The organism is Pseudomonas sp. MH10 (genome assembly GCF_034353045.1).
Classification (GTDB): Bacteria; Pseudomonadota; Gammaproteobacteria; order Pseudomonadales; family Pseudomonadaceae; genus Aquipseudomonas.
This window is the reverse complement of record NZ_CP133783.1, coordinates 993348-1016868: the sequence shown is the minus strand read 5'-3', so window position 1 is coordinate 1016868 and position 23521 is coordinate 993348. Positions and strand designations below refer to the sequence as shown.

Sequence of the window (23521 nt, the reverse complement as noted above, 5' to 3'; positions counted from 1 at the left end):
GCATGACCGAAATCGAGCCTCATCCGGTTACTGTCAGCAAGTTTTTCTGGGCGTTGTCAGTTAGCCTACGGATTCCACGCCATTCGGCCACTCATTCCACTAACATCGGGCCACCTGTTCCACGCTTATCCGGCCGGGCAGTCGGAGCGCAGCGACGCAGATTTGCATTGTTTACCCGCTGTCGTCAATTTCGTTGAGCGCCTGCGCATCGATTCGCCCTTCAGTTCGAGGCGGTAAGCGTTGTGTACTACCCGGTCGAGGATCGCGTCGGCCAAGGTCGGCTGCCGATCAGCTCGTGCCATTTGTCCACCGGCATCTGGCTGGTCACCAGTGTTGAGCGATGGCCGTAAAGGTCGTCCAGCAGTTCCAGCATGTTGCGCCGTTGCGCAGCGGTAAACGGAGCCAAGCCCCAGTCATCCAGGATCAGCAGATCTGTCTTGGCGTATCCGGCCGTAACCAGGGGCCGCTGCCCAGTTGCAGGATCAGTGACTGTCCGGGCCACGGGGACTGCGGTAATCGATGTCCTCTAGGCAAGCGTTATGACGCAGTCGGGCCGCTTTAGACGACTACTCATGGCTGAGGCGGTACTCTTGCCAGAGCAGAGCCAGCATGACACCGGGGTGGCGCAGTTCAGCGTGAGCCTTGGTATCGGACGTTGATCCCTGGGAACCGCAGGCGGTGGTGGGAAAAGACGTCGTTGCAGCTCGGTATCGGTCACAGCCGAGGGCCAAATCAGCCCGCTGGCAGCAAAGCGATTGAGATAGTCACCGACGCTGGCTCGACTCACTTGCAAGCTGACGGCGATCTGGCGAGCAGACAGGCCGACCTCGAATTTGAGACGTAATACTTCTCTAATCTTACGCATGGATAAGCTTTCCACGACGACCTCTTTGCTTCGATAAAAGAGGTCGATAGTAGTGGATTAATCCTGCTTCGCTGCCTGCCTTAGGGGTGGCCAAATGGCCGTGGAATCCCCTCCCCGCGCGTCTATCGCAAGCGTCGCGTGGGCCACCGCATCCACGCCAATCTTGTGCGAAAAGGGAAACCGAATTTCCGCAACGTGGACGATAAAAACCTGCGATTTGCGTATCTTTAAAAAACTAGAGCCGGACGTCCCCAAGCTTACCGAGTCGTGCTGGCGGCAAAAGGACAAAAGGCCCGGTTGGACGCTAAGCAAGGTATTTTGAAAAACGCCGACACGTCGATTTATAACTCCATATATCGATCACGAATTTTAAGTATTTCGTCCAGATGCTCCAAGAAAATGGCCACAACAGCAGGGTCAAAGTGTACGCCAGCCCCGTCATTTATATGTTGGACAGCATCATCGATTGACCAGGCCACTTTATAGGGGCGGTTTGAAGTCAGCGCATCGAATACATCCGCAACCGCAACAATACGCCCCTCCAGAGGTATTGCGGCTCTCGACAACCCCTGTGGATAGCCACTGCCATCCCACTTCTCATGATGTGTCAGCGCAATGCTGCGAGCCATACAAATGAGTGGAGCGTCGCCTTGCTCAAGAATTTTCGCGCCGATACGCGAATGGGTTTTCATAATCTCCCATTCATCGTCATTGAAATTTCCAGGTTTGAGCAAAATTCGGTCAGGAATACCAATTTTTCCAATATCGTGCATCTGGCTAGCGTATTGCAAAAGCTCGCATTGTTTGTCAGAACAGCCTAAATATTTAGCTAGCAAGGCGCTGTACTGACTCATGCGCAGAATATGAAAACCTGTTTCGTTGTCTCTATACTCGGCAGCACGTCCCAAACACTGCACAGCCTGAATTCGAGCATTATTGAGTTCCTGCGTCCGCGTCTGAACCAATTGCTCTAATAGCGTGTGGTTGTCGTGCAAAAGCCGATGAGCTATTTGCGCATCTAGCAAATTTCGCACCCGCATCAAGAACTCTACACGGGAGAATGGTTTGCTGACGAAGTCGCGGGCGCCCGCAGCAAGCGCTTTCAACAGCTCATCCTTACCATTCTGTGCGGTCAGGATGATCACAGGAGGCAGCAGTGGGTCATCCAGTGCCTGTAACTGCTCCAACACCTTGTACCCGTCAAGATACGGCATGTTGATATCAAGCAAAATGAGGTCTGGACGTGCCTCTAGGTAATGCGCAATAACCTGCCGGGAGTCTTGGATTAGGACAGGGGCTGGATAGCCCTGACGGACGAGCATTTTTTCCAGTAGCTTAAGATTACTGGGTTCGTCGTCTACGGCAAATATACGGGCCTGCATAACAGGTGGGTGACTCATGCCAACTCCTCGACGCCCAGATTAAGGTGCCGGTTCAATATTTCAAGTAACTGATGAAAGTTTATCGGCTTGGTTAGATAACTATCGAATCCGGCTTGCTGTGCTCGCTCAACATCAGATGGCATGGCATTGGCCGTGACGGCAATGACTGGCACTACGCGAGTGCGGGGATCTGACTGAAGAATGGCTAGTAATTGGTAGCCGTCCATTTCCGGCATGTTGATGTCGAGCAAAATCAGATCGGGTGTCTGGGTGAGGGCAATTTCGAGTCCCTGCGCCGGGGAGCTAGCAGTGAGGACTTGAATATGAGGGTGCTTTTTAAAATACGTGCTGATCAGTTTCAGATTGATCGGATTGTCGTCCACGCACAGCACGCGCTGAGCTGCAAAGTTGTTGCCAGCCTGCCGAATGCGGATGCAGTCAGGCTCAATGGTGGTGCTTTGAGTGAGTGCTTCGTCAGCATATAGTTCAAGCCAGAACGTACTGCCCTGACCTTCAATGCTATTGACGCCAATGCTACCCCCCATGAGTTTCACCAGACGTTTGGCAATGCTCAAGCCAATGCCAGTCCCTTCTATTTCGCTGTATTCCGCATCAAGTCGACTGAATGGCTGAAATAACTCATCGATACGAGTTGCGGGAATCCCCATCCCAGTGTCAGAGACTTCAATACGCAACATGCCCACATCGCAAGGGGTCGCTTTTAGCGTTATCTGACCACCAACTCGATTGTATTTCACTGCATTTGAGAGCAAGTTCAGTAGCACTTGTTTCAAGCGCATGCGATCAGCTTTTACAATGATTTCCTCGGAAATGAAAAAATGGGTCGATAGGTCGCGAGCATCTGCTAAAGGCTGAATAAGGCTCCAACACTCAGCCACAATACAGTGAAGTGCTACAGGCTCTATAGACAGGGTGAGGCTGCTGGATTCAATTTTGGCTAAGTCTAAAATTTCATTGATCAACGCCAACAGATGATCACCGCCGTTGAGAATCTCCCGGACGCTATCAAGTTGATCGGCACCCAGACTATCGTCGCACTCAAGCATTTGGGCGAAGCCGAGAATAGCATTCATCGGCGTACGCAATTCATGACTCATGCTCGATAGAAAATCAGTTTTAGCCTGATTAGCTGCATTGGCAGCCACCTTGGCTTGGCCAAGTTCTCTATGGCGTGCAATTTCTTCGCTAAAGTCAGTAAAAATATTAAATCCGTACTGGAACTGACCTTGTTCATCCTTAACAAGACCTACACAACTATTAGAGATGAATTCAGAACCATTTTTTCGTCTAAGAGGTAACTGTCCTTGCCAATTGCGTCCTTCTGAAATGCTTCTCAGCAATTTTTTTGACGACGGCGACTCTTTGTCGACGATGAAATTCTTGAAATTTTGCCCAAGGAGATCAACATCTTCGTATCCTAACTCGATACGTAGCGCTCGGTTTTGATAGAACATATGACACCTATCATCGAAAATGCCGATGCACTGCTCGCTAGACTCAAAAATCTGCCCGAATAGGGTAAGTCGGTGCTCTGCTGCTTTGCGCTGGGTAATGTCTTGAACTTGGCAAACAAAATGCAGCGGCTGCTGATCGGCATTGCGAACCAAAGAAATATTAAGCTCGGCGATGACCGTCCGTCCGCCCTTGGTGAAGTACCGATTCTCAAATTGTTGAGGCACACAGTCATTACAAATAAAACGATTAAGAACCTCTTGATAATGGTTTAAATCATCAGGGTGGATAATTGCTTGAGGGAAGCTTTTCAACAACTCATCGTTGCTAAAATCAAACATCGCACAGAGCGTTTGATTTAACTGCAACCAGCGGCCATCCAAACCGATCAATGCCATGCCTATGCCAGAGGAGTCGAAGGCGCTGCGAAAGCGCAATTCGCTCTCCTGAAGGGTCTGCTCTACGATTTTTAATGCATGTATATCCTGAGTGACGCCAAAAAGCCGAATTGCTCGCCCATTGGCATCGAACTCCGCCTCTCCACGCTGAAGTAACCAGTGCCACGACCCATCAGGCCAAATCGCTCGATGCTCGACTTCGTATGTGTCGATATTCGAAAGCATGCGATTAATACTGTTGAGTACATGCGGAAGATCATCCGTATGAATAAGGCTCAAAAATGTTTCGTAGCTGACTTCTGCAAATTCCTCTGTGCGCCCAAACAGACCTATCATCGAAGAGGATAGCTGGAAGGCGCGCGACCTCATGTCAAACTCCCATGTGCCGACTCGACCCGCAATCTGGCTGCGCTGAAGACATTCATGGCTGACTCGGAGGGCCGTCTCATTCGCTTTGTGCTGAGTCATGTCAGTGCGTATGGAAATGTACTGTATGGGTTTCCCCTGCTCGTTGAGGAACGGTACGATGGTGGTCTCAACCCAATACAGTTGCCCGTCCTTACGTCGGTTACAGACTTCGCCATGCCAGATTTTACCGCAGCGAATAGTCATCCACATATCCTGGTAAAACTCGTGAGGGTGTATACCCGACTTTACAATGCGATGAGTTTTCCCAATAAGTTCTGCGCGGCTATAACCGCTTATTTCACAAAAACTATGGCTTACATGAAGAATGCGCCCTTGGGTGTCAGCCAAACTGACAGTCGAGTGTTGGTCGATCGCGTGGCGAAAGTTTTTCAAGCGCGCTCGGGCCCTCTCGGCGTCCTTAACACATGTTTGATGACTCCTCCTACGATTTTGCGCTGCCCCTGCGCGTTGTTTGGCAATGTCGGCTAGCAGTCCGGGGGCAATCTGCTTAGCATGCCAGTCGAGTAGAACGAGCGCTTTGGCCTGACGAAGTTGGAATATGCAGTCCTCACTGAACAACGCAATTACCGGTAAGTCATCAGTTTCCGGCCATTGTTTTGCGATCTCCGCTATCTCCAACACATGGGAGCATGCATCGGTCAGATCAATAATAAGAACGTCCGGTCGCACCTGCCCTAGGGTTTGCAGCGCATGATCTACCTCGCGATTTAAAATGATCTCTAGACCCTCTTCATTTAATGCATCGACGAGCAGATCAGCATGCACATCATCAGATAGAAGTAATATCTTTGGCAGTGCAGATTTTTCTGGCTGATTGAGGTTGAGGCGGCCGATCAATTGCTCAAGCGAACTACGCTGATGTATTAAATGGTGGGCGCCCATGCCAATCCAATAGCGTTGTTGCACTACGGTGCTGTGATCATCGGTGATCACGATCCACTCATTACAGTTACGCGTTTTGTCCAATAGCAATGTGTGTTGCAAATCTTCAAGTGATTCAAGCCAAGTCAGCTCGGACAGCAGGCAATCGCTATTTCTCAATAAGGGTAGGCACTCAACATCAGTGCAGGTTATGAGCGTGGAGCCTTGAGCGTTTAATTCCTCAGCGAGGGGCGCCAAACTCAGTAAAAACGTGCCTAATGTATAGACGCCCAACAATGGTGGCTGATTACCCTTCTTCATGCTGAAATCCGTCATGGTAATAACAGTCTTAAATTATCGTGAGCCAGTCGGCTCTCTTGATTTTTCGTTCAGACGGAGTGCAAAATCACGGCTTCAATGCCGAGTTTCTCGTGATTTCAAAAGCCTGCATGCCGCGTTGGTCAATCTGGAAATAGACATCGCGGTGCCCAAGTTCGAATCAGAACAATCAGTGGTAGGCCCTCGTAACCAGGTCTACACCGAAAAACTTGCCACCAATCGATTCAGGTCAACGGCAAGTAAGGAAAGTTCATAGCTGGCCGCTGATGTTTGACTGGCGGCAGACGAGCTTTGTATGGATAAGTCTCGAATACTGATAAGGTTCTCATCTACGGATCGAGCGACCTGCGCTTGCTGCTCAGAAGCAGCAGCAATCATCAGATTTCGATCATTGATTTCGGAGATAGCGACCGCTATTTGCTCAATCGCAACCCCCGCCTCACGGGCGATCAGCAGGGTCGACTCAGCTTCTTCGCTGCTTTGCTTCATTGACTGTACGGCCGTAGAGGAATCTTTCTGGATACTTTGGATCATCTGCTCTATTTCTTGGGTCGATGACTGGGTACGGTGCGCCAGCGCCCTGACTTCATCGGCGACCACTGCGAATCCACGTCCCTGCTCTCCCGCACGTGCCGCTTCGATGGCAGCGTTCAAAGCCAAGAGGTTAGTCTGCTCGGCAATTGAGCGAATCACATCAAGAACCTTAGCGATGTTCTGTGTTTGATTTGCCAAACCTTCGACTTCCACGCCGGTCTGCCCAACGGTGCTACTTAGCTTTTGAAGCGAAGCAATCGTCCGGCCGACACGCTCCTGGCCAGTATGGGCAGAACGTTCGGAGGCTTGGGTGGATTTGGAGGCCGAGACAGCGTTGCGTGCGACTTCCTCGACGGCAGCAGTCATCTCATTGACCGCTGTAGCAGCCTGGTCGGTTTCCAGGCTTTGGCGTTGTATTCCAACGTTCGACTCGTTGGTAATCGCGCTCATCTGTTCGGCGGCTGAAGCCAATTGGCTGGAGGATTCAGAGATATGTTGGATCGTATTCTTGAGACTTAAACGCATCGCTGCGGTTGCGTTTTGTAGGTCAGTTATCTCGTCGGCACCATCAACCTCCACGGGAGTGCGCAAGTCGCCGTTAGCTATTTTGCGAGTGCTGAGCAGCAGTGCCAAGATCGGTTGGCTGATACTTCGAGTAAACACGACCGCAACTACGATGGTGAAAAAAATAGCGAGGACGCTCAGGACAATGGTAATCATCAATCCACTTTTGAAGCTGTCGTCAGCAATTTTGCCTGACTGCTCAGCACCTTTCTCATTGAGAGCAATCAATTCCTCAATAGAGGCTTGCAATGCGACAGCTTGAGGTTTGGTAGTATTTTTGACAAAAGCTGCCATCTCTGGATATGACGCTATTTTGCTTAGTTGTACAAGTTCGTCGACCTTGGCTTGATACGCGACTACATTTACCTTCACTTGATTGAATAATTCTTGTTCGGCAACACTAGAAACCAAATGTGTATACGCTTCAGCCGTTTGGGTTAATGCGCGCTTCGTGAGATCAATTTTTTGCAGAGAGCCTTCGCTCAATCTGTCATCGTCCATCACGTAGCGCCTACTATCCACGCGGTAAAGCAGTGCTGCCGTTTCTATTTTTCCAGCCTGTAAAACACTGGGAAGCCAATCGGTCTGCAGCTGGGACGCAGACTTGTGCACGTCGTTAAGCTTAGAGAGAACAGTTACGGCCAGTGCGATCAAGATAGAACAAATAACGCCGAAACTGAGAAGGGCTCTCGCGGCTAGTCTTACGTTACGTATTTTCATATCATAATTCTTGAAACATTACACTGCGGTGAATGGCGCTCAATGTGCCATAGTTGGTCAGTATGTATTGATTAGATTAGCACCTGCGGATTTAGACCTTCCCTCCTCGAGCTAACGTTATCGACGACCGCAGCGATATTGACTGAATAGAATCAATGACGTTTCTCCCAAAACTGTTTGGCCAGTTCGCTCATTGTCGAAGATAACTGTGCAACAGCTGCTGCGCTTTCGAAATTGCTCAGTACTGTCTGGACGTTAGCATTAGCGGTATCTCGAATGCTGTTGATACTGCGGTTAATGTCCTCACTAACCCCGCCTTGCTGCTCGACAGCTGCCGCTATCTGCGCATTCATATCGGTGATTTCATTTACTCGCTTCCCGATACCGTTAAGTGCGGTGGCGGCGTCTTGGGCATGACTGACACTGGAGTGTGCTTGCTGGCTGCTCTGCTCCATCACAGTCACGGCAGCGCGGGCCCTTTCTTGCAAAGCGCTGATCATGCCTTGGATATCTGTCGTTGACTGCTGAGTACGGGCCGCAAGGTTGCGTACTTCATCCGCCACCACGGCAAACCCTCGCCCCTGCTCTCCGGCGCGAGCAGCCTCAATCGCAGCATTCAGGGCTAGTAAGTTGGTCTGATCGGCAATACTGCGAATTACGTCCAACACCTTCGAGATTTCATTGCTTTGACCCTCAAGCTCATGAATAACTTGTGCGGCCTGCTGAATCTCACCTTCCAGTTCGGTAATAGACTGACTGGTATGAGCAACCAAGCGTTGTCCCGACGAGGTTTCGCTGTAAGCCCTTCCCGCTCTATCGGCAGCATGTTGAGCGTTGGCGGCCACTTCCTGAATACTAGCAGCCATCTGATTAACAGCCGTCGCAATTTGGTCTGTCTCTGCGTGTTGCTCGGCGGTCAATAAGTTGCTTATCTCGATCTCACTAAGAAGCCGGTTGGCGTGCTCCCCCAGTCGATTGGACGCATCGCCAATGCGTCCAATAATAGATCCTGTTTAAGACTCCATCATGTGTAAGGCGAAGTCTATTTGGCCGAACTCATCGCTACGTCCTGTGTAGAGCAACTGGCTAAGGGGATTATCTGCAATAGCCAGGGCCCTTAGAGTGAGGCGATTCAGAGGAGACAACAAGGCCACGATAGCGACTGAGCTCAAGCCGCCAGCTAAGAGCATCGCAAGCATCGTGCCGCTGAAAGTCATAGGCATCATAAAATTTGCCACTGCCACGCTGACCAGATTGCCCATCCAAACAAGCAAAGCCAATTTAATCCCAAGACCCGGCGACCACTTTCCTGGTAGTGATTTACCCTCTCTCAAATGCGCGTATAACTTTTTCGCAGCCAGAATCTGCGCAGGTTTTGGCTTGGTTCTTATGGACTGGCATTCAACAACTTTACCATTCTTGCTGATAGGTGTGACAAAGGCGCTGACCCAGTAATGGTCACCGTTTTTGCAACGGTTTTTCACTAAACCCATCCATGAGCGACCTGCTTTCAGCGTAGCCCACATGTGCGTAAAAGCGGCAGGGGGCATGTCCGGGTGTCTTACGATGTTATGTGATTGTCCCAATAGCTCCGCTTCGGTGAAACCACTGATATTGATGAAGTCATGGTTAACGTATGAGATATGGCCTTCAGGATCGGTCGTCCCGGGACAGTTCCAGATTACGTCCCGTCACAGGGAGGTTTTGGCGCATAAATAGTCCTGTAAATATTAGAGTTCACAACGGGTGGCACCACGATATAAGACCAATTAACTATGTCTCCATTTGGATAAGTGAGTTTCCGACCTTAAATAAGTCTAGAATTGGCGCCCTTAAACTGACGCCAATATTACTCCCTTGTCTATTAAGAACACTGCCGAACTAGAATCATATCCTAAATACCTCTATTTTCTGATTCGGATAATGTCATAGGAATAAAACTCTGCGCAATGCTCTTAGGAGTATATATGTATATAGATACCATTCATCCGAGTGAATTTTGAAATAGTATTGCGAAAGAAAACAGAAAGCCTTCATGCCGAAGAAGTCGGCGCCGCGCAATCCGTAGGTCACTAACAAGTACGAGCCTAAATACAATGAGCTTCAACTTCAGGTAATAGGCCAACCGGTTTTCTTGGCCGGACTAGAGTGACCATTGCAGTCGGCATGTTGCTCAGACCGCTTTTAAAAGTATTCAGATTTTTATCAACATAAATCAAGACTGCACAAAGCGGCCACTTGTCTAAAGGTAAACTGTCTTCAGTTGCCTCTACAAGTTCTGTTAATAATTCAAAAATAGCTTTTCACTCTATCATTTCCATGAGTAAAGCTTCAGCCGAAATACCCGCCTTTATCGGCCAGTCGCTTTGTTTACCCATTAGGTTATGTGGCAGCGTCAGGCCAAAAGTGAACGCTTTAGGGCGTTCAACTGCCATGAGATTACGTATGCACCAGGCATGTAGGAACGCCTCTAGAGCCTCATGGTCAACATAACCTTCGACAGGCACGATGAAGGCTTTCAGGCGTTCACCTTCGAGCGCAGACATAAGCCGAACAGCCGCAGCCGCAACCTCGGGGAGACTCTGCAAACGCTCGGTAATGCGGGACGGAAACACATTGATCCCACCCACCTGTACACACTCATCGCGGCGACCTTCAGGCAGAAAATGTGTCTGACCCAGCCACTTCAGTTCATCGTCCAATTCATATTCAGTGCCAGTTTCACACTCTGCCAAGGTGGTGGCATTATTACCGCGTTGCCATCGAGGAAGTAATTGGAAGGGTGAGTCGGGATTGCTTCGAACACCAATTCCAGCTGTCTCACTTGAGCCATATACCTCGACCATGCAATCAATGCCTTGATTTTGCAACTCGCGAATTATCGTAGGGTCGCATGGGCCAGTAGAGGTGATGGCTTTAGTCCCCGCCGGAAAGCTGGTGCCCTGACGACTTAGTTGTCGCCAGATAAACGGAAAACCAATCATCAAGTCGCCTGCCCGCAGTTTGCGCTGGTGGATCATCGCGAGTGCTTTCGGCGCGCGTATTACGGCTGGTAATTGCAGCTGTAGCGGCAACAGTATGCTGAAAATAAAGCCATAAATATGGTGGCATGGACTGAGTGCGATGATTCGTTGCGTCGGCAGGTTAGAGCTGGAGCCAAAGTACTCAGCAAAAAAAGATGTCTCCGTGACTAGGGCATCCCACTGCTGCAAGCATTGCTTAGGTGTACCCGTGCTTCCGGACGTAGCAAACGTAACGTTCTCAGTTCCTCGACGGCGGGCAGTTGCAACCAAATCTGCCCACTCCCCTAGGGTCTTAAAGCGCAGCAGATAGTCTTCAAGACCACTCTCATAGATGTTGAAGAACATTGCGACACACGTCGCTAGACTCAGGAGCTCCAGTGAGTCGGCGCCGATTGCTATCTCGTCTTGGTCGAGCCTGGATGTTTCCTGCATTTCACCTATCAGGGTCGACGCGCTCCAGCGCTCGCTACCCGTCTGGTGTGAAGATAGGTGACGCAGGGCTTTGAGCTCGTCAGCCAGTAGCGAGATTATGACAGCCAGGATGCTGGCTTTATCCAGTTCAAGTCGGTTCAAGATGATCCCTGCTGGCTGATTAACGTAAAAGAAGGGTCAGAGACGCTTGACGAAAACCCAATAGGTTTCGCCGGTTAAGGCCTTCTTCATGTGCACTTTTACTTTGGTGGGCTTCATTTGATAGTCGAAGACATATTCGAACATCGTATTGAGGTTGCCATTCTTGACGCCGTCGGCAAAGCGGCCTTGGAACTCGGGTCGATTGGTGCAAGGTGCTACATCACGGAAAAAGTTTTTACCTATTACTTCGCCCGGCTTGCGGCCGGTAATGTCCCCTTCCGCAGCGTTGTACTGCAAGATTTTACCGGATGCGTCGAGCTGAATAGCGCCAAATGCAACCTTGTCGAGCTGTCCAGCCGACATCTTGGCGAGAGTATTCTCGATGTCATTAGATCCAAAGCTTATCAATTGCATGGGTAACTCCTGCTGCTTAACTGCAGCGACATTGTTCAAAATCGTACAAATCTGTACAAACAATATCTTATGTACAGGGGTTGTACAACTCCGGTTTTAAGCAGTTGGTCATTTGTGAATGTGCTCAGGATTAGCGTCCCCGGCCAAGACTGGTCGTGCTCGGCGCGGTTTCAATCATCAGATTATTGGGGGGCTGAGTCGCCTCAGCGAGAGGGAAATGCTAGGTCGCTTACCTGCATTGAGTCCACTGGACGCTACGGCATGGAAATGGGTTGTCACGTCACACTTGTGAAAGACGCCGCCGCCGCGTTCAGTGCAGAATCCAAGCGTGCTGGGTATCACATGGCATCCCTCTATGTGGATCTATGCCCCCACAGGCCTGGCGGCGGAAACTTGCTCACGATTCTTCGAAGGGTTGGTGACACTCCTTAGCCAAGCCTTGGCGGACTTTCCCAATCAACCATTGAAGAATTTGCGCCCGGTATTAGAGGCTGGCATTAGAATCAAGCATGGACTGAAAAAATCTCCGAAGATTGCTCTCTTGGCATTCATCTACCTGAAGCATTACTACCTCGGTTGCGAACAAGGTGAGTCGTCACTGAAGAAGGGTGATGTCGAGCTTCTCAACCAGCCTAGCCTGGAGTCGCTGATTGCTCAGGCCATAGCGGGTTCCGATACAGAGTGGCCACCTTCTGAACACCTAAAGCACCTGAACGGCTACTACGGTCAATGCTTCAAGCCCACAGGAATCAAGGTGCCACTGCAGGTCGAAGCTTGTATGGCCCTCGCGCTGGTAGAGCGGTACCGAGTAGCAGGTCAATTCCAATATGCGAAGGAAGCATTGGCCGCCGCCGCAGTAGATTTCCCGCGACTACCTTACATGAGGGAGGTTCAGCTTGACCCAGACACCGCTATTCGCTGGCTTGACATCATCTATCCGAAACGTGCGCCAGGAAAAATCTCGACACTTGAATGTTACGGTCTGTAGAAGATCGACGGGTTTGGTAAGGTGGTAGGTGTGATCGAATTGCCATTCGCAAAGGATGTCTGCTAATGACCCGAATTCTGCCTCATCTGATCGGCAGCTATGGGTCGCTTTCTGCCGGTCTTAACTCCGGTGTGCTGGTCAAGTCGAATGCGAACACACCGATACTAAGACTAGCAGCAACCATAACCTCTAGCGGTAGATCGACAATGGGGTCAACACTTCCATCTCCTGCGTCACGGCATGTCGCTGTTCAACATTGACTGTTCGCACTCACGTCTGTGCGATCATTCGTCATCTCTGCCCTCCTTGGTTTCCGCTGCGGTAGGGACAGGTGAACATGAGATATGGACAGCACAGCGAACCCCAAACCAACGATCGCCAATCAACTCTCCTGTGGCACTGCATACCTCGCAGACAGTCAACGACGCCTCTACCGCCCTCCTCACCATTTCTCGGCAGACCTCGTCACCGCCATGGTAAATGAATCGCAGCTCGCCCCATTTTTCTTTGATCCGCACTACGGTAATTGCTGGAACTTCGGAATGCGCATCTAGATAAATTTTGAGTTTTGCGCACAGGTCATCCAAAAGCGTCAGCCAGCCTGGGAAACATCCAATTTCACAGAGATTTGGATCGCCCAGCAGCGAGGGATAGCGTTCGCGCAGAATCGGCAGAAGATCGCTAGTCATGGTTCCTCCGGAAGTCACGACCGCATTTTTCTGCCAAGGCAAAAACAGTGGGAACGCCGGCGCTTTTCCGCGCCCCACGTCCCGCGAGTACATAAATCATGTCTTCTGTCTCGAAAAAACAATCTTGGTATTTTCTCTGAAAACCCGAGAGAACCCCATGTGATGTATCGCTCTGCGCATCGGCCGCGTAGGTAGTCGAATTGGCATAAAGCACTGTTGGGCTCAAATCATCTTTTTCAAGCAGACGGACGAGGCGTGGAGTGAATTCAACATCGATGAGCATCCAGATTCTTACAATACAAAAAGACCGTGCGGGAAAAGTCTCAGATGTAATGCGCGCGAGCTCTGCATCGTTGAGCTCTGAACCGTGCCGCATCAATGCAGGCCCAAAGAGCAGCTCCCCCAGTAACTCATCATCCGAAACCGGCATTTTAGATTGCAGTTGTTTCTTATCGTCGGCGGCTGGGTTCATTCGAGGATCGCCAGGATAGTCTTGGCGCTGACGTTTTTCCTGACCCCCGGGCCGAGCAAAACGTAGGTCGTATTCTTGGTTTTAAACAAGTGCACTTCGCTATTAGAACGCTGAAAAGTACTGCGCACCCAATCGCCCCCGCGCCGCTTGCCAGCACTATGAAGTACAACATTAAAAGCATAGATGACATTCGGTTCCAAACCATCGGCAGAGAGCGAAGCACGATAGTCGTCAGGCACTTCAACGTGCGCGATTATCCACTCACGCACCACACAATACTGGCGGCCTGAACAATTCAAAATCGCTTCGGCTTCAGCCTGGGCATCATCCCCCTCAAAGCCAAGAAGTGGCTCGCCGTTGCCATGAAGAAATCCGGCAACGGCATTCAGTGAGTCAGACATTAAGTAACTCTCAAAATTAATACGTTTAGGTTATTCGCCCGCTCGGCTGTAACTCATTTCTGCTTGCTTGTTTAGCTGCAAGGCTTTGAGCAGCAAGTGCCCGACACTGCGATCCAACCTCATCCGATCCATTCGCTGAGTCGTTGGCACCCGCCTGATCGTTGTCAATTATTTGAGCAATCGACAGCGGGATCTAAGTAGCAAAATGGATCAAGAAGCTCATGGAGTGAGATCGACTCTTCCGTCTCCAAGGGGTACGTCAGTGCGTAGCCCCCAAGAACCGTGGCCCAAATTCCTCGGTGGCCCAAGTGCAAATGACGTAACGACTATTGAATGTTTCAATGACGCTATAGCCGCTGATCATGGTTCTGCTCAAGACGCTTGAAGTATGGATAGCGTTGCCGTCGGCAAACCTTCCAAAGCGATCTCCAAAAACCAGGCCTACCGCGCAATATCCGTGAAGTCGGGCATGGCAAAGGTATGCCGTAATAGGCTCGCCGAAATTGATCCTCATGGCTGCTGCGACTACGCGTGGTACTACTGGCGCGTCGGCCTGGGTGAGTATCCGAGAGGCAAGAGCCTCTTTTCTTGTCTTCATATTCATTGGACTGAGTGAAACGGCCCGAGAGCACCATTCTCAAACCACCAATGTGCGACCACATATAGCCCTCCTCCCTCCACTTGGACGACCATGTATCCGTCGCGGTGCGATCTTTTTTCAATCGGAGGTGTATGCACAGGCAGTCCTTCGGGAAATCGATTGCAATGATCACAAAACATCAGCCCAGTCATCCTCGGCGGCCGCTCAAGTGCACAAGCCAAAAATCCAACAACGTCATAATCAGGAATTGCCTCCCGAGCTCTTTGAACGACGGTAGGCAGACGCGAAAACCTGAAGTCAGCCATGGTCGCTCCAAAAGTTTTGATCCGGTACCGGCTATACCTTGGGTCATTCCGATCCTGCAAAATAAAGGTCATTGAATATGCACCTCCAAGCCCTCTTTAAACCCAGTGCTCTCTCCTGGGTAACCTCGTGGATTCGAGATGATCCGGCAGCCCACAAGCTCAATATCAACAGCTTGATGCGTGTGTCCGAACACCCACACATCCGCCTTTTCAATTAACTCAGGCCAGTGGTTTGTGTACGCGGCAGTCAAATGTCCATCATGCTTGTCGCCGACAACCGCAGGCGTTGGAGAGTGGTGAGTCACGACAACAGTCGGGCCAGAAAATGGTTTTTCCAGTTCTTGAGTTAGCCAGGCGCGAGACTTTTTGTTTCGGGTGACAAGGTCATCCGGGTGCAAGCGTCGAAAGGTAGAATCTGCCCGAATCAATCTGAAATCATTCATCCACTCCCACGCCAAATTGCTGGCTGCGACTGCATCGCCGGTCGATGAAAAATCAGTCCAGGCTGTTGTTCCAAGAAAACGAATTTGCTGCCAAACAAATACTTCGTTTTCGAGTACGTGGACATGGGGCGCGGCTGCGTCTTTCATTTTTTTCAGCGTTTTGTCGATGTGACCTTTGTAATATTCATGGTTACCGCAAACATAAATCACGGGGCACGAAAACGTCTCGTTGGCCCAGGTCACGCCTCGGGCAAGGACGTCGATGTCACCCGCCAAAATGACAGCATCTGCATTTACGTTGGGCGGTTGAAACTCGCAAAATTCAAGATGAAGGTCTGAGTAGATCTGGATTTTCATTACGTCACGCAACTCGATTTAGCGGGATATAGGACAGTTTTGTAAGGGGAACCGGAGAGCCGAAATAGATCGACTAAACCCGGCGATTTCTCGATTTACATATATATTGATAGATATCTAATTCCTTAACGGGCAACCAATGGCGAGCCTCATGGATTCGGCCAATCCATCGATGTTCGCCGTCGCGGGCTACCGAGCAACTCGCTCGACGACGCAATCGTTGTCGTCGAATGACTATAAGCATTTGTGCGCAACGATGCAATCGCGGCATACCGTTTTGTTTTACAGGAACGTCTAAAATGTCGCTTCGCAACGCCTTTGCAGCAGCGCTGCAATTCCTGCGGGCCCACCAGCGATTATCTCAACTGGACATCTCCAAGCAGACCGACCCATCCCACGTGAGCAGATTAGAGTCAGCACAAAGATCTGTTTCTCTTGAGAAAAGCAAAGAGCTCGCCCAAGCACTGAATCTGGAGCCTCTCTCTTTCTTAGCGCTTGTGTATGCGTCTGAGAATAGGGAGTCGCCGCGTTCTGTTCTCCAGCGTGCTCACGATGACCTCGAATCGTTTGGCTTGTTGGATTCAGAAATCCCGGCGCAGCCGAGCAAGACGGATCATCCGCGAGTAGTTGAGTCAGCTGATTTGAAGCAAAAAATCGTCAAGCTTTTGGAGGAAGGGAATTCTCAGGCGCAGGTCGCCCGGATCCTTGGTGTGGCTAAGTCGACAGTTACCCGGCGCTTGCAGAAGAAAGAAGACAACTGACACCAAATGGAATCAACTTTATAGGTGCCATTGGCTGAGCCTTTTGATGATATTTGGCAGACAGGAAGCGAGTTCTGTTGGCAACGTTTTCGGCGCGGCCCCTTCACTCGCGTATACGTGTTAAACCTTATAGCGCATCGGCATGTGTTCTAGCAGAAGGTCGACAAGCGCTTTCGTTTTGGCGGCAGTAGCTGCGTTTTGGGTAAATCAGCACCGCCGCGCCTGTGAAATAGTTAGGAACGATAAGAATTGAGTCAGCACTTCAGCCAGAGCTCCCGATCCGGGCTGGCGCTGTCAAAGCGAGTCTTTGTTTCGGATATTCAGTTAGCAAATCCAAGCTGATTCAACTGCCCTTTCAGAAAGCTTTCTTTCAACACTTTCGGAAATGAGAACGCCAGCTTCCACATCACGTAGATAAAGCCGATCGGTACGACCAATCCCATCCATCCGCCCATCAACAGTCCAACGAAGCTGAGCGGAATGAAAAGCAACGCAAGCACGCCGGCGCTCAATCGCATCTTGCTGATCCACGTCTTGAATCCATTTTCTTCATAGATTTTCTGGCCGTCAGACTTTTTGATTGCAAACAAAATGTAGCCAAGTCGCCCCAGCTTCACGAAGTAAAATTCACCTTCGATGCCTGGCCGCACGTAGGACTGAACGAGCTGCCCTACCCCTACCTTTTTCACAAGTTTCGTGCTTCCGTCGTTCTGGGCAATGCGAAGGTAGGTGTATTCACTACCGTCTGGTTTGTCCTGAGATGGCCCAACCACTTCCAGCTTTCCGCTGACAACTGTTACTTCTGACATCACACGCATCCTTGGCCATTAATTTTTTGACATCAAAACGCCATTACGGCGAAATCCTAAGTAAGTCTTAGCACGACGTAAATTCAAATCTAAGAATCTCTTAGCTTTTGGGCAAAAGAGAAATGACGATTTTTGGTAAGCGTCTTAATCAGGCCAGGAAGGCGGTGGGTCTCTTTCAGGAAAGGCTGGGGATTCTCGCAGGGATCGAAGAGGCTTCTGCCAGCGCAAGGATGAACCAATATGAGAAAGGTGTTCACGAGCCTGGCGTGGGGACGGTCAAACAGATCGCTGAGGCCTGTGGTTACCCAGTGGCTTTCTTTTACTGCGAGCAGGATGATGAGGCTGAGCTGGTTGCCTTATTTCATAAATTGAAGAAGGGGCAGCGGGGGGAAGTGTTGGCTGCGGCCAAGAAATTAATTGATGGCTGACTTCAGACGAGACCGGACTGCTTTGGGGGTGATGTTGGGTAATACCAAAGCAACAAACAGCCTCTGGTAATTGGCTTCGCGTTGCGTGACGACCTCGGCGAAGCATCGCCGAGATCTTGCCGCACGGCAGTTAAAGACGGATCAGTGGATACTGCTGCTTCAAATTTCGTATTACTCTTCGGGCAAAACGAGTAACAACAACCACAGTTAAACATCCGAACGCAAAAGGCCAAGCTTTCCATCCTTGCTCACGCAATAAATCGAGAGTGGCAAGGCAAACTTGCCGCGAAGAATTGGCAATCCCGACCATGACCAACGGCAGAAGTACCCACGCGGCTATTTTACGTGCCAATGGCGATTCTACACGCAGCTTTGCCTGTTCTAGCAGTCGTTTAAGTTGATGCATTACGTCCATCCTGTTGTATTTCGCTGGTGGTGGTAGCTGGAGGTTTTATCATGGCATCGAGCGGGTTAGGCGCCTAACCAAACTAGGCCTTTAAAATTCACTGACGCTCCGAAAGTTGCTGACTCCGCCCCCCTACAGTTAGAAATAGATGTGGGGTTGTCTGGGCATAGATGCAAAACAGTTTTGAACCCGATGGGATCTGAGAAGGCTGTGCTTGGGCATGAAAAAACTGAGTAAAACGCTGACGAACTTCGCCTCATGTTCGAACAAAAAGACTTATGCTGACGATAGAGGCTGATGCGCCCCTCATTCTTAAGTTCCCCCACTCGCTTACGGTCTTGATGGCACCCTTCAGGCTCTATACTTGAAAATAACGAGCACAAAATTCACTACAGATGTGCCTTCGTCTTTGGACGATAGCGTGAGCAAGACGGCCTCCCGGTTGCGATGGAGCGCTTACGAGAGCCTGATATCCGGGAGAGAGCTTTTGGCCCAGTGGTCAGGTGCTTCGCCGCTCAGGTAGGGTAAAACCTCGCGGGGCGTATCTGCGAAACGAGTAGTACTGTTACCTTTATCGTCATACCTGAACCGGTGATTGCCTCCGATGACCGCCCCCAAGGAAGCACGCTTGTTCGGATGCAAATCTCCCGCGGTCACTTTTGCAGGAAGGATCCTGAACTGGCCTAATGATTCTGGACACCTTCATCGGGCGCTATGATGGCGCCCAAATCAGAGGTGTAAATTGACTAAAGCCATGCGGGTTTCCTGCTCCACCGAGGTCAAGCTCAAGGCTGCCGCCTTGGTGTTGGACGAGAATAAGTCTGTCCAAGATGTCTGCGCCAACATGAATATCGGCCTGACCGCACTGCGTCGGTGGGTGGATCAGTTGCCCTATACACCCATCCGACCTCCGTACCTTTCACGTATGATCCTCAGAGGATGCGCAGTATGGCTCTAGAAGCCGGTTAGCCCGGCCCGAGGGATACGCCGGCTGGCCACATTGTTCGCAAAGTCGTTTGATTGGTCAACGGGTGGGACGAAGGATGAAATGGAAGACCAAAACTTTGGAGCAGATCGCAGTGATGATCTGCGGCGACAACACTGAAAGCTATTTTCAGTACCTCAGCGGCCCCAACCTGACACGCTTCTTCAAGGATGCGGACACCGACCTCGTCCATGATGGCGGAACTCGTCGATTCTGGGTGGCCAACGCCCTGGAAAAACTCCTCGACTTCCCTTCAACAAACGCCCAGATGCCGCCGGATGCCATGTTGCGTGTAATCCGCCTGCTGATGGACGCCGAGGATGCCCACAACGAGAAGCCACCCCGCCTGCTGGCTCTCAAGGCACTCAACGGCGCGATCAAGCGTGAAGGGTTTGAAGCCTTCTACGGTGACGATGACCAATGCTATGTCCGACATGTCGGAAGCGGCACGGTAGCGAGCGAATCGGCAAGCCCCCACCGGCCTCTCACGGCGGCAGAAACGGAGAAGAAGAACCGGCTAATCGAGTACCTCGACCAATGCTCCGAAGACGACCTTATCGAGCACGTCCTGCTTCCCCTCTTCCGTCAGCTTGGCTTTGCCCGGATAACCTCAGCCGGGCACAAGGACAAAGCCCTGGAATACGGGAAAGACATCTGGATGAAATTCGTCCTGCCTACCCAACATGTCCTGTACTTCGGAATTCAGGTAAAAAAAGGGAAGCTGGACTCTTCAAGTGTGACCAAGGGCAGCCAGGCCAACGTCGCTGAAATACACAACCAAGTACTCATGATGCTGGGCCATGAGATCTTCGACTCGGAGCTCAGTAGACGAGTCCTCGTCGATCACGCCTTCATCGTTGCCGGGGGTGAAATCACCAAAGCGGCTCGCAACTGGATCGGTAACAAGCTCGATCAATCCAAGCGGAGCCAGATTCTTTTCATGGACAGAGAAGACATCGTCAACCTCTTCGTGGTGTCGCCATTACCCGCCCCTCAAATGCCCAGAGCATCATACGACCCGGTGTTCGATGACCCGATCCCCTTCTGACGGCATATCTGATCTCCCAAGGCTGACATCGCGCTGAAAGCCTACCTGATAACGCAAGTTGTCCGGGATCGAAGAGGCTCGGGGCTTTTGATTCACAAGGAAGATATGACTCAAAAGGGAAGGCGCCCGGGAGGCATAGACTCATAGCGAATTGCGGCCCTCGCCCACTGGTCGCCCTTACCCGCTGCCCTTTGAATGGACGAAGGCGTGGTAACAAGCCACTTCCCAATCTTGGGCTTAACCAGTGGCTTGGACATCCGGGCGTGGCATGCGGCAAGAAAGGGCTCCATTTTCTCAACAATATGCGGCTCAAGATGAGCCGTTTCTGTCGATTCATAACGAGCTACTGCGCGATATACCAACCCTCTAGGCAGTTCATAACCGGTATCCCAGAACACTGCTGGAACCTCCGAAGCAGGAAAGCTCGACTCCACAGGCAAGTAGTAAGGGCCAAGGTCAATGATGAAGCCGTTGAGCTCAACCCAATAGTGGGAATGCTCTCCAGCGTCGGATGCGTACCCTTGGATCGAGGCGCTACGTTCGTCTCGCGATACAAGAAAGGCTCCGAAGTTTCCGCCCACGACGGCAGGACTGTGCCCCAACGCCTTGAGAAGCCTGTGAATCCCGAAAGACGCGTACATGCACCGCTTATGGTAGTCGTCAGGAAACTGGCCTCTCAGGCACCTGTCGACCACACAGAGAATTCGCTCAATCATCACAGCGTCAACCAAAACGACCTCCTGTATGGAAAATGCAGCTCGGTCAGAGAGCAGATGTACCGAACCAGTTCGCTGATTTACCCGGCTTATGAAGCGATCGCCCAAAGGCCTTTCTGGACATGAGCCAGTTTTTGAAGATGTAGCTACCTGAGAGCAGATCATCCCCGATGCTAAGACCTCAGGTACGCGAAGAATCCGGCCCAGTCATGGGCCTGATACTTTTCCAGCATCCGCTTGGGAAGCTTGATTTGGGAAATGCTGTAGTCAATGGACTTTTGCCATTCAGCCTCATCTAGAATCTGCCGGCCTGTGAAATATCGAACCTCGTCCTCGAGAGTGTTATAGATCAAGAAAATACGATCAGGATTCACGCTGACGGCAGCACGACTAAGCCCTCGCTGATTATTCCAGTTTTCCCCACTCTTGATTTGGACTTCGAAATAGCGACCTTCATGCCCGACGATCCCATCGATGCCCTTGTCGTCAACCAGCGATGGGAACACGTCAAATACTTCCCCGAGCAAGTATCCCCAGATGGCAAATTCGTTCCGCTTGCCGATCGCGAGCTTGTTTTTGATCTCTGCTTTCACTGACCTACCCTACCCTACCCTACGCCAACTCAATTGAAGCCTTAGGCTACCACTGCCGGCGGATCCAGGACGTGTCTTGGTCAAGATGGGGCTTCGGTCACCCCGCACCAGCCTTATGATCATGGTCTAGCTGTCTGGGGAGGACTGGGTCACTCACATACAGTCAAGCCAGGCGGTCGGTCGATCGGTCGGTCGGTCGGTGGCCAGCTTGAGCAAAGCCCAGATAGCTCGCCACCACCAGAGCCACGTTGTTAATTCCAGGCGTTTACGATCAAACCCGGAAGCTCATTTTCGCCTCAAAGATCATCAGATCGCTGACTTCGTCTCTCACCATTTTTCTGACGATGCGCGAGTCGACGTGGACTTCGCCATCCGATCCGATCCAGACCATTTCTGCATAATCTGCGAGCATGAGGTCGGCCAGGCCACGGCTGAAGCCGTCCCGAATCGGCTTGATCCTGAGATCATCGTCGGTACCGTATTTGATCCGCTTATAGAAGCCAGCCTCCAAAGCACCGACACCGTTGAGCACTTCCACGAACTTGAAGATTCGGTTGTCGAAGAAATCCTCCTCGTTCTTCAAATGCACGATAGCCAGGGGTTGACGTACCTCACCGGGATAAATACAGACATGCACGGCTTGCATTCGTCAGTGCGATCGATACCTGTACTGCTATGACGCCGAAGCCGCAACCAACGCTGACTTGATGACGTCGGCATACAACGCCAGCTTGGATCTGGTCAAAAAATATGACGGGATCCATGGAAAGCAATGTGGAGCCGCACCAACAGCACCGTTGTTGAGCAAGGCAGAATGATCCGCTGATCTTCAAATAGCCAAAAATCGACCACTCGAACCAATGCTGGCCTCCCTGATTTTTCCATCACCTAGGCCAGTGTCGTGCCCGCTCCCCCGAAGACCCGCACTCTAATCGCCCGGCCAACCCGGCGCAGCTCTGATCGATACCGCGACAGCCACAGGGCTGATTCGCCCCGCATCGCCACCAACAGATTGGCTGCGGCAGCAAGCTTAGGCCTCTACTGTCGATTTTTAAAAAACGTGATTGCGCCGCAGGCTCGACACGTTGCCAAAACAAACCGCGTGCTAGATCCTGAAGCTGCTCAAAATCCATTTTATCTCACGACTTGCCGAATGTATGGCCAGGCAACTTGCCTAGCTCCAGCGGCGTTCCGTCTGCTAGACACCAATCCATCATGCACAGGAGGCCATCCGCCGGCGCCCCTAGATAAATTAGTCACCAGCTTTGGCCTTCTTTACTCAAGCAAGCCGAACTGTCCCTTATTAAGACTTTGAGCTAACCCGCATATTGCCCCTTGAGATTATCTCCATCATCTGAATCGATTCTACATGACGCCAGAGATGCACGATGATTTGAATCAAGCAGTCAACGGACGCTTTCAATTGCGGCGCTGATACCGGCATCGAATTGACATAGTTATCTGGAAAACGGAGAGCATCATGAAATCCAATACGAATTCGAATTATCGAGAAGTGCTGTTTCACGATACTGCTGCCGATGCCTTCTTTCTTATCGGCTCTACCGCCAACACCAACAGGGTGCAAAAGCACAGTGACGGGAATACCTACCCCTACGTTGCGTTGGATGTATCGAGCGCCTCGCATCCCATCTACACAGGTCAGCAGCGTACGGCTACCCATGAAGGCCGCATTGCTGGTTTCAACCAACGCTTCGCTGGATTTAGCTCGCGCGACCAGCTGTGATTCATTATCTACTAGCTCATCCGCTTCCCAAACCAGCGACCCCGAGCAGCCCCTTAACCCAAGGGGCTGCTTTCGTTTGGTCGCAAACAAGTGGTCTAGATTCGTTGTTGCATCACAGAGGTGCGGGCCGTGCCTGGACAGATCCAAATTGCTTTGGGTTTTGTGATTGATTCCAGGAAACATAAGTGAGGCGACGCCTG

At 51.0% G+C, this 23521-nt stretch carries 21 protein-coding genes and 2 pseudogenes; 6 read left to right on the top strand and 17 right to left on the bottom strand.

Annotation, left to right across the window (positions count from 1 at the left end; all coding sequences use genetic code 11):
• Window positions 1-125 precede the first annotated feature (125 nt).
• The 9 genes and pseudogenes from RHM59_RS04570 to pyp all read right to left on the bottom strand — a co-directional run.
• A pseudogene (locus RHM59_RS04570) lies at window positions 126-560 on the bottom strand (ATP-binding protein); the annotation flags it as partial.
• 15 nt (window positions 561-575) lie between these two features.
• Window positions 576-865, bottom strand: a pseudogene (locus RHM59_RS04565) (IS21 family transposase); the annotation flags it as partial.
• 341 nt (window positions 866-1206) lie between these two features.
• Complete coding sequence (locus RHM59_RS04560) at window positions 1207-2265, bottom strand: HD domain-containing phosphohydrolase (RefSeq protein WP_322183874.1); 1059 nt, start codon at window positions 2263-2265, stop codon at window positions 1207-1209.
• Window positions 2262-5729, bottom strand: a complete 3468-nt coding sequence (locus RHM59_RS04555) for a PAS domain S-box protein (protein WP_322183872.1) — start codon at window positions 5727-5729, stop codon at window positions 2262-2264. The genes RHM59_RS04560 and RHM59_RS04555 overlap by 4 nt, the downstream gene beginning before the upstream one ends.
• 213 nt (window positions 5730-5942) lie before the next feature.
• The gene (locus RHM59_RS04550; protein ID WP_416195077.1) at window positions 5943-7490 is read right to left on the bottom strand and encodes a methyl-accepting chemotaxis protein; all 1548 of its coding nucleotides are present in this window, start codon (window positions 7488-7490) and stop codon (window positions 5943-5945) included.
• Between the two features lie 227 nt (window positions 7491-7717).
• Window positions 7718-8431, bottom strand: coding sequence for a methyl-accepting chemotaxis protein (locus RHM59_RS25340; RefSeq protein ID WP_407074082.1), 714 nt, complete (start codon window positions 8429-8431; stop codon window positions 7718-7720).
• A 147-nt stretch (window positions 8432-8578) separates the two neighbouring features.
• Window positions 8579-9178 (bottom strand): PAS domain-containing protein, encoded by a 600-nt coding sequence (locus RHM59_RS25335; RefSeq protein ID WP_416195076.1) that lies wholly within the window; start codon window positions 9176-9178, stop codon window positions 8579-8581.
• A 690-nt stretch (window positions 9179-9868) separates the two neighbouring features.
• Window positions 9869-11161 carry an AMP-binding protein gene (locus tag RHM59_RS04540; RefSeq protein ID WP_322286055.1) on the bottom strand — a complete coding sequence of 431 codons (1293 nt, stop codon included), beginning with the start codon at window positions 11159-11161 and terminating at the stop codon, window positions 9869-9871.
• 36 nt (window positions 11162-11197) lie between these two features.
• On the bottom strand, window positions 11198-11575 hold the full coding sequence (gene pyp / locus RHM59_RS04535; protein ID WP_322170296.1) for a photoactive yellow protein: 378 nt from the start codon (window positions 11573-11575) through the stop codon (window positions 11198-11200).
• 355 nt (window positions 11576-11930) lie between these two features.
• Here pyp and RHM59_RS04525 point away from each other — a divergent pair, with 355 nt between their 5' ends.
• The gene (locus RHM59_RS04525) at window positions 11931-12563 is read left to right on the top strand and encodes a hypothetical protein (protein WP_322183866.1); all 633 of its coding nucleotides are present in this window, start codon (window positions 11931-11933) and stop codon (window positions 12561-12563) included.
• A 284-nt stretch (window positions 12564-12847) separates the two neighbouring features.
• Here RHM59_RS04525 and RHM59_RS04520 read toward each other — a convergent pair whose 3' ends face one another.
• From RHM59_RS04520 to RHM59_RS04505, 4 genes are all read right to left on the bottom strand, one after another.
• On the bottom strand, window positions 12848-13252 hold the full coding sequence (locus RHM59_RS04520; protein WP_322170299.1) for a hypothetical protein: 405 nt from the start codon (window positions 13250-13252) through the stop codon (window positions 12848-12850).
• The gene (locus tag RHM59_RS04515; RefSeq protein WP_322170301.1) at window positions 13245-13724 is read right to left on the bottom strand and encodes a DUF6957 family protein; all 480 of its coding nucleotides are present in this window, start codon (window positions 13722-13724) and stop codon (window positions 13245-13247) included. The genes RHM59_RS04520 and RHM59_RS04515 overlap by 8 nt, the downstream gene beginning before the upstream one ends.
• Window positions 13721-14125: a DUF6957 family protein gene (locus tag RHM59_RS04510; RefSeq protein WP_322170304.1), complete on the bottom strand. Its 405-nt coding sequence runs from the start codon at window positions 14123-14125 to the stop codon at window positions 13721-13723. Before RHM59_RS04510 ends, RHM59_RS04515 begins: the two co-directional genes overlap by 4 nt.
• A gap of 974 nt (window positions 14126-15099) precedes the next feature.
• Window positions 15100-15831: a metallophosphoesterase gene (locus tag RHM59_RS04505; protein WP_322170306.1), complete on the bottom strand. Its 732-nt coding sequence runs from the start codon at window positions 15829-15831 to the stop codon at window positions 15100-15102.
• 299 nt (window positions 15832-16130) lie between these two features.
• On the opposite strand from RHM59_RS04505, the gene RHM59_RS04500 reads away from it, so the two are divergent.
• A complete protein-coding gene (locus RHM59_RS04500) occupies window positions 16131-16592 on the top strand; it encodes a helix-turn-helix domain-containing protein (protein ID WP_322170308.1) in 462 nt (153 codons plus the stop codon).
• 320 nt (window positions 16593-16912) lie between these two features.
• Here RHM59_RS04500 and RHM59_RS04495 read toward each other — a convergent pair whose 3' ends face one another.
• Window positions 16913-17401, bottom strand: coding sequence for a hypothetical protein (locus RHM59_RS04495; RefSeq protein ID WP_322170311.1), 489 nt, complete (start codon window positions 17399-17401; stop codon window positions 16913-16915).
• A gap of 122 nt (window positions 17402-17523) precedes the next feature.
• Here RHM59_RS04495 and RHM59_RS04490 point away from each other — a divergent pair, with 122 nt between their 5' ends.
• A complete protein-coding gene (locus RHM59_RS04490; RefSeq protein WP_322170314.1) occupies window positions 17524-17829 on the top strand; it encodes a helix-turn-helix transcriptional regulator in 306 nt (101 codons plus the stop codon).
• A 130-nt stretch (window positions 17830-17959) separates the two neighbouring features.
• On the opposite strand, the gene RHM59_RS04485 is transcribed toward RHM59_RS04490, so the two are convergent.
• Window positions 17960-18235, bottom strand: a complete 276-nt coding sequence (locus RHM59_RS04485; protein WP_322170316.1) for a hypothetical protein — start codon at window positions 18233-18235, stop codon at window positions 17960-17962.
• Between the two features lie 754 nt (window positions 18236-18989).
• On the opposite strand from RHM59_RS04485, the gene RHM59_RS04480 reads away from it, so the two are divergent.
• Together RHM59_RS04480 and RHM59_RS04475 are read left to right on the top strand one after the other, a co-directional pair.
• Window positions 18990-19193 (top strand): transposase, encoded by a 204-nt coding sequence (locus tag RHM59_RS04480; protein ID WP_322170943.1) that lies wholly within the window; start codon window positions 18990-18992, stop codon window positions 19191-19193.
• An 85-nt stretch (window positions 19194-19278) separates the two neighbouring features.
• Complete coding sequence (locus RHM59_RS04475) at window positions 19279-20268, top strand: hypothetical protein (RefSeq protein ID WP_322170318.1); 990 nt, start codon at window positions 19279-19281, stop codon at window positions 20266-20268.
• An 889-nt stretch (window positions 20269-21157) separates the two neighbouring features.
• Here RHM59_RS04475 and RHM59_RS04470 read toward each other — a convergent pair.
• Window positions 21158-21577 (bottom strand): hypothetical protein, encoded by a 420-nt coding sequence (locus RHM59_RS04470; protein ID WP_322170321.1) that lies wholly within the window; start codon window positions 21575-21577, stop codon window positions 21158-21160.
• Window positions 21578-21848: 271 nt separating this feature from the next.
• Window positions 21849-22223: a hypothetical protein gene (locus RHM59_RS04465; protein WP_322170324.1), complete on the bottom strand. Its 375-nt coding sequence runs from the start codon at window positions 22221-22223 to the stop codon at window positions 21849-21851.
• 834 nt (window positions 22224-23057) lie between these two features.
• On the opposite strand from RHM59_RS04465, the gene RHM59_RS04460 reads away from it, so the two are divergent.
• Entirely contained in the window at window positions 23058-23321 is a 264-nt protein-coding gene (locus tag RHM59_RS04460) for a type B 50S ribosomal protein L31 (RefSeq protein WP_322170327.1), read from the top strand.
• Window positions 23322-23521: the final 200 nt, after the last annotated feature.

What these genes read in the sequence shown, in the direction of transcription:
- RHM59_RS04560 (WP_322183874.1), bottom strand. Translation starts at nt 2,265, where the DNA reads ATGAGTCACCCACCTGTTATGCAGGCCCGTATATTTGCCGTAGACGAC.
- RHM59_RS04555 (WP_322183872.1), bottom strand. Translation starts at nt 5,729, where the DNA reads ATGAAGAAGGGTAATCAGCCACCATTGTTGGGCGTCTATACATTAGGC.
- RHM59_RS25340 (WP_407074082.1), bottom strand. Translation starts at nt 8,431, where the DNA reads ATGGCTGCTAGTATTCAGGAAGTGGCCGCCAACGCTCAACATGCTGCC.
- pyp (WP_322170296.1), bottom strand. Translation starts at nt 11,575, where the DNA reads ATGCAATTGATAAGCTTTGGATCTAATGACATCGAGAATACTCTCGCC.
- RHM59_RS04525 (WP_322183866.1), top strand. Translation starts at nt 11,931, where the DNA reads ATGTGGATCTATGCCCCCACAGGCCTGGCGGCGGAAACTTGCTCACGA.
- RHM59_RS04520 (WP_322170299.1), bottom strand. Translation starts at nt 13,252, where the DNA reads ATGACTAGCGATCTTCTGCCGATTCTGCGCGAACGCTATCCCTCGCTG.
- RHM59_RS04515 (WP_322170301.1), bottom strand. Translation starts at nt 13,724, where the DNA reads ATGAACCCAGCCGCCGACGATAAGAAACAACTGCAATCTAAAATGCCG.
- RHM59_RS04510 (WP_322170304.1), bottom strand. Translation starts at nt 14,125, where the DNA reads ATGTCTGACTCACTGAATGCCGTTGCCGGATTTCTTCATGGCAACGGC.
- RHM59_RS04505 (WP_322170306.1), bottom strand. Translation starts at nt 15,831, where the DNA reads ATGAAAATCCAGATCTACTCAGACCTTCATCTTGAATTTTGCGAGTTT.
- RHM59_RS04500 (WP_322170308.1), top strand. Translation starts at nt 16,131, where the DNA reads ATGTCGCTTCGCAACGCCTTTGCAGCAGCGCTGCAATTCCTGCGGGCC.
- RHM59_RS04495 (WP_322170311.1), bottom strand. Translation starts at nt 17,401, where the DNA reads ATGTCAGAAGTAACAGTTGTCAGCGGAAAGCTGGAAGTGGTTGGGCCA.
- RHM59_RS04490 (WP_322170314.1), top strand. Translation starts at nt 17,524, where the DNA reads ATGACGATTTTTGGTAAGCGTCTTAATCAGGCCAGGAAGGCGGTGGGT.
- RHM59_RS04485 (WP_322170316.1), bottom strand. Translation starts at nt 18,235, where the DNA reads ATGCATCAACTTAAACGACTGCTAGAACAGGCAAAGCTGCGTGTAGAA.
- RHM59_RS04480 (WP_322170943.1), top strand. Translation starts at nt 18,990, where the DNA reads ATGCGGGTTTCCTGCTCCACCGAGGTCAAGCTCAAGGCTGCCGCCTTG.
- RHM59_RS04475 (WP_322170318.1), top strand. Translation starts at nt 19,279, where the DNA reads ATGAAATGGAAGACCAAAACTTTGGAGCAGATCGCAGTGATGATCTGC.
- RHM59_RS04465 (WP_322170324.1), bottom strand. Translation starts at nt 22,223, where the DNA reads ATGCAAGCCGTGCATGTCTGTATTTATCCCGGTGAGGTACGTCAACCC.
- RHM59_RS04460 (WP_322170327.1), top strand. Translation starts at nt 23,058, where the DNA reads ATGAAATCCAATACGAATTCGAATTATCGAGAAGTGCTGTTTCACGAT.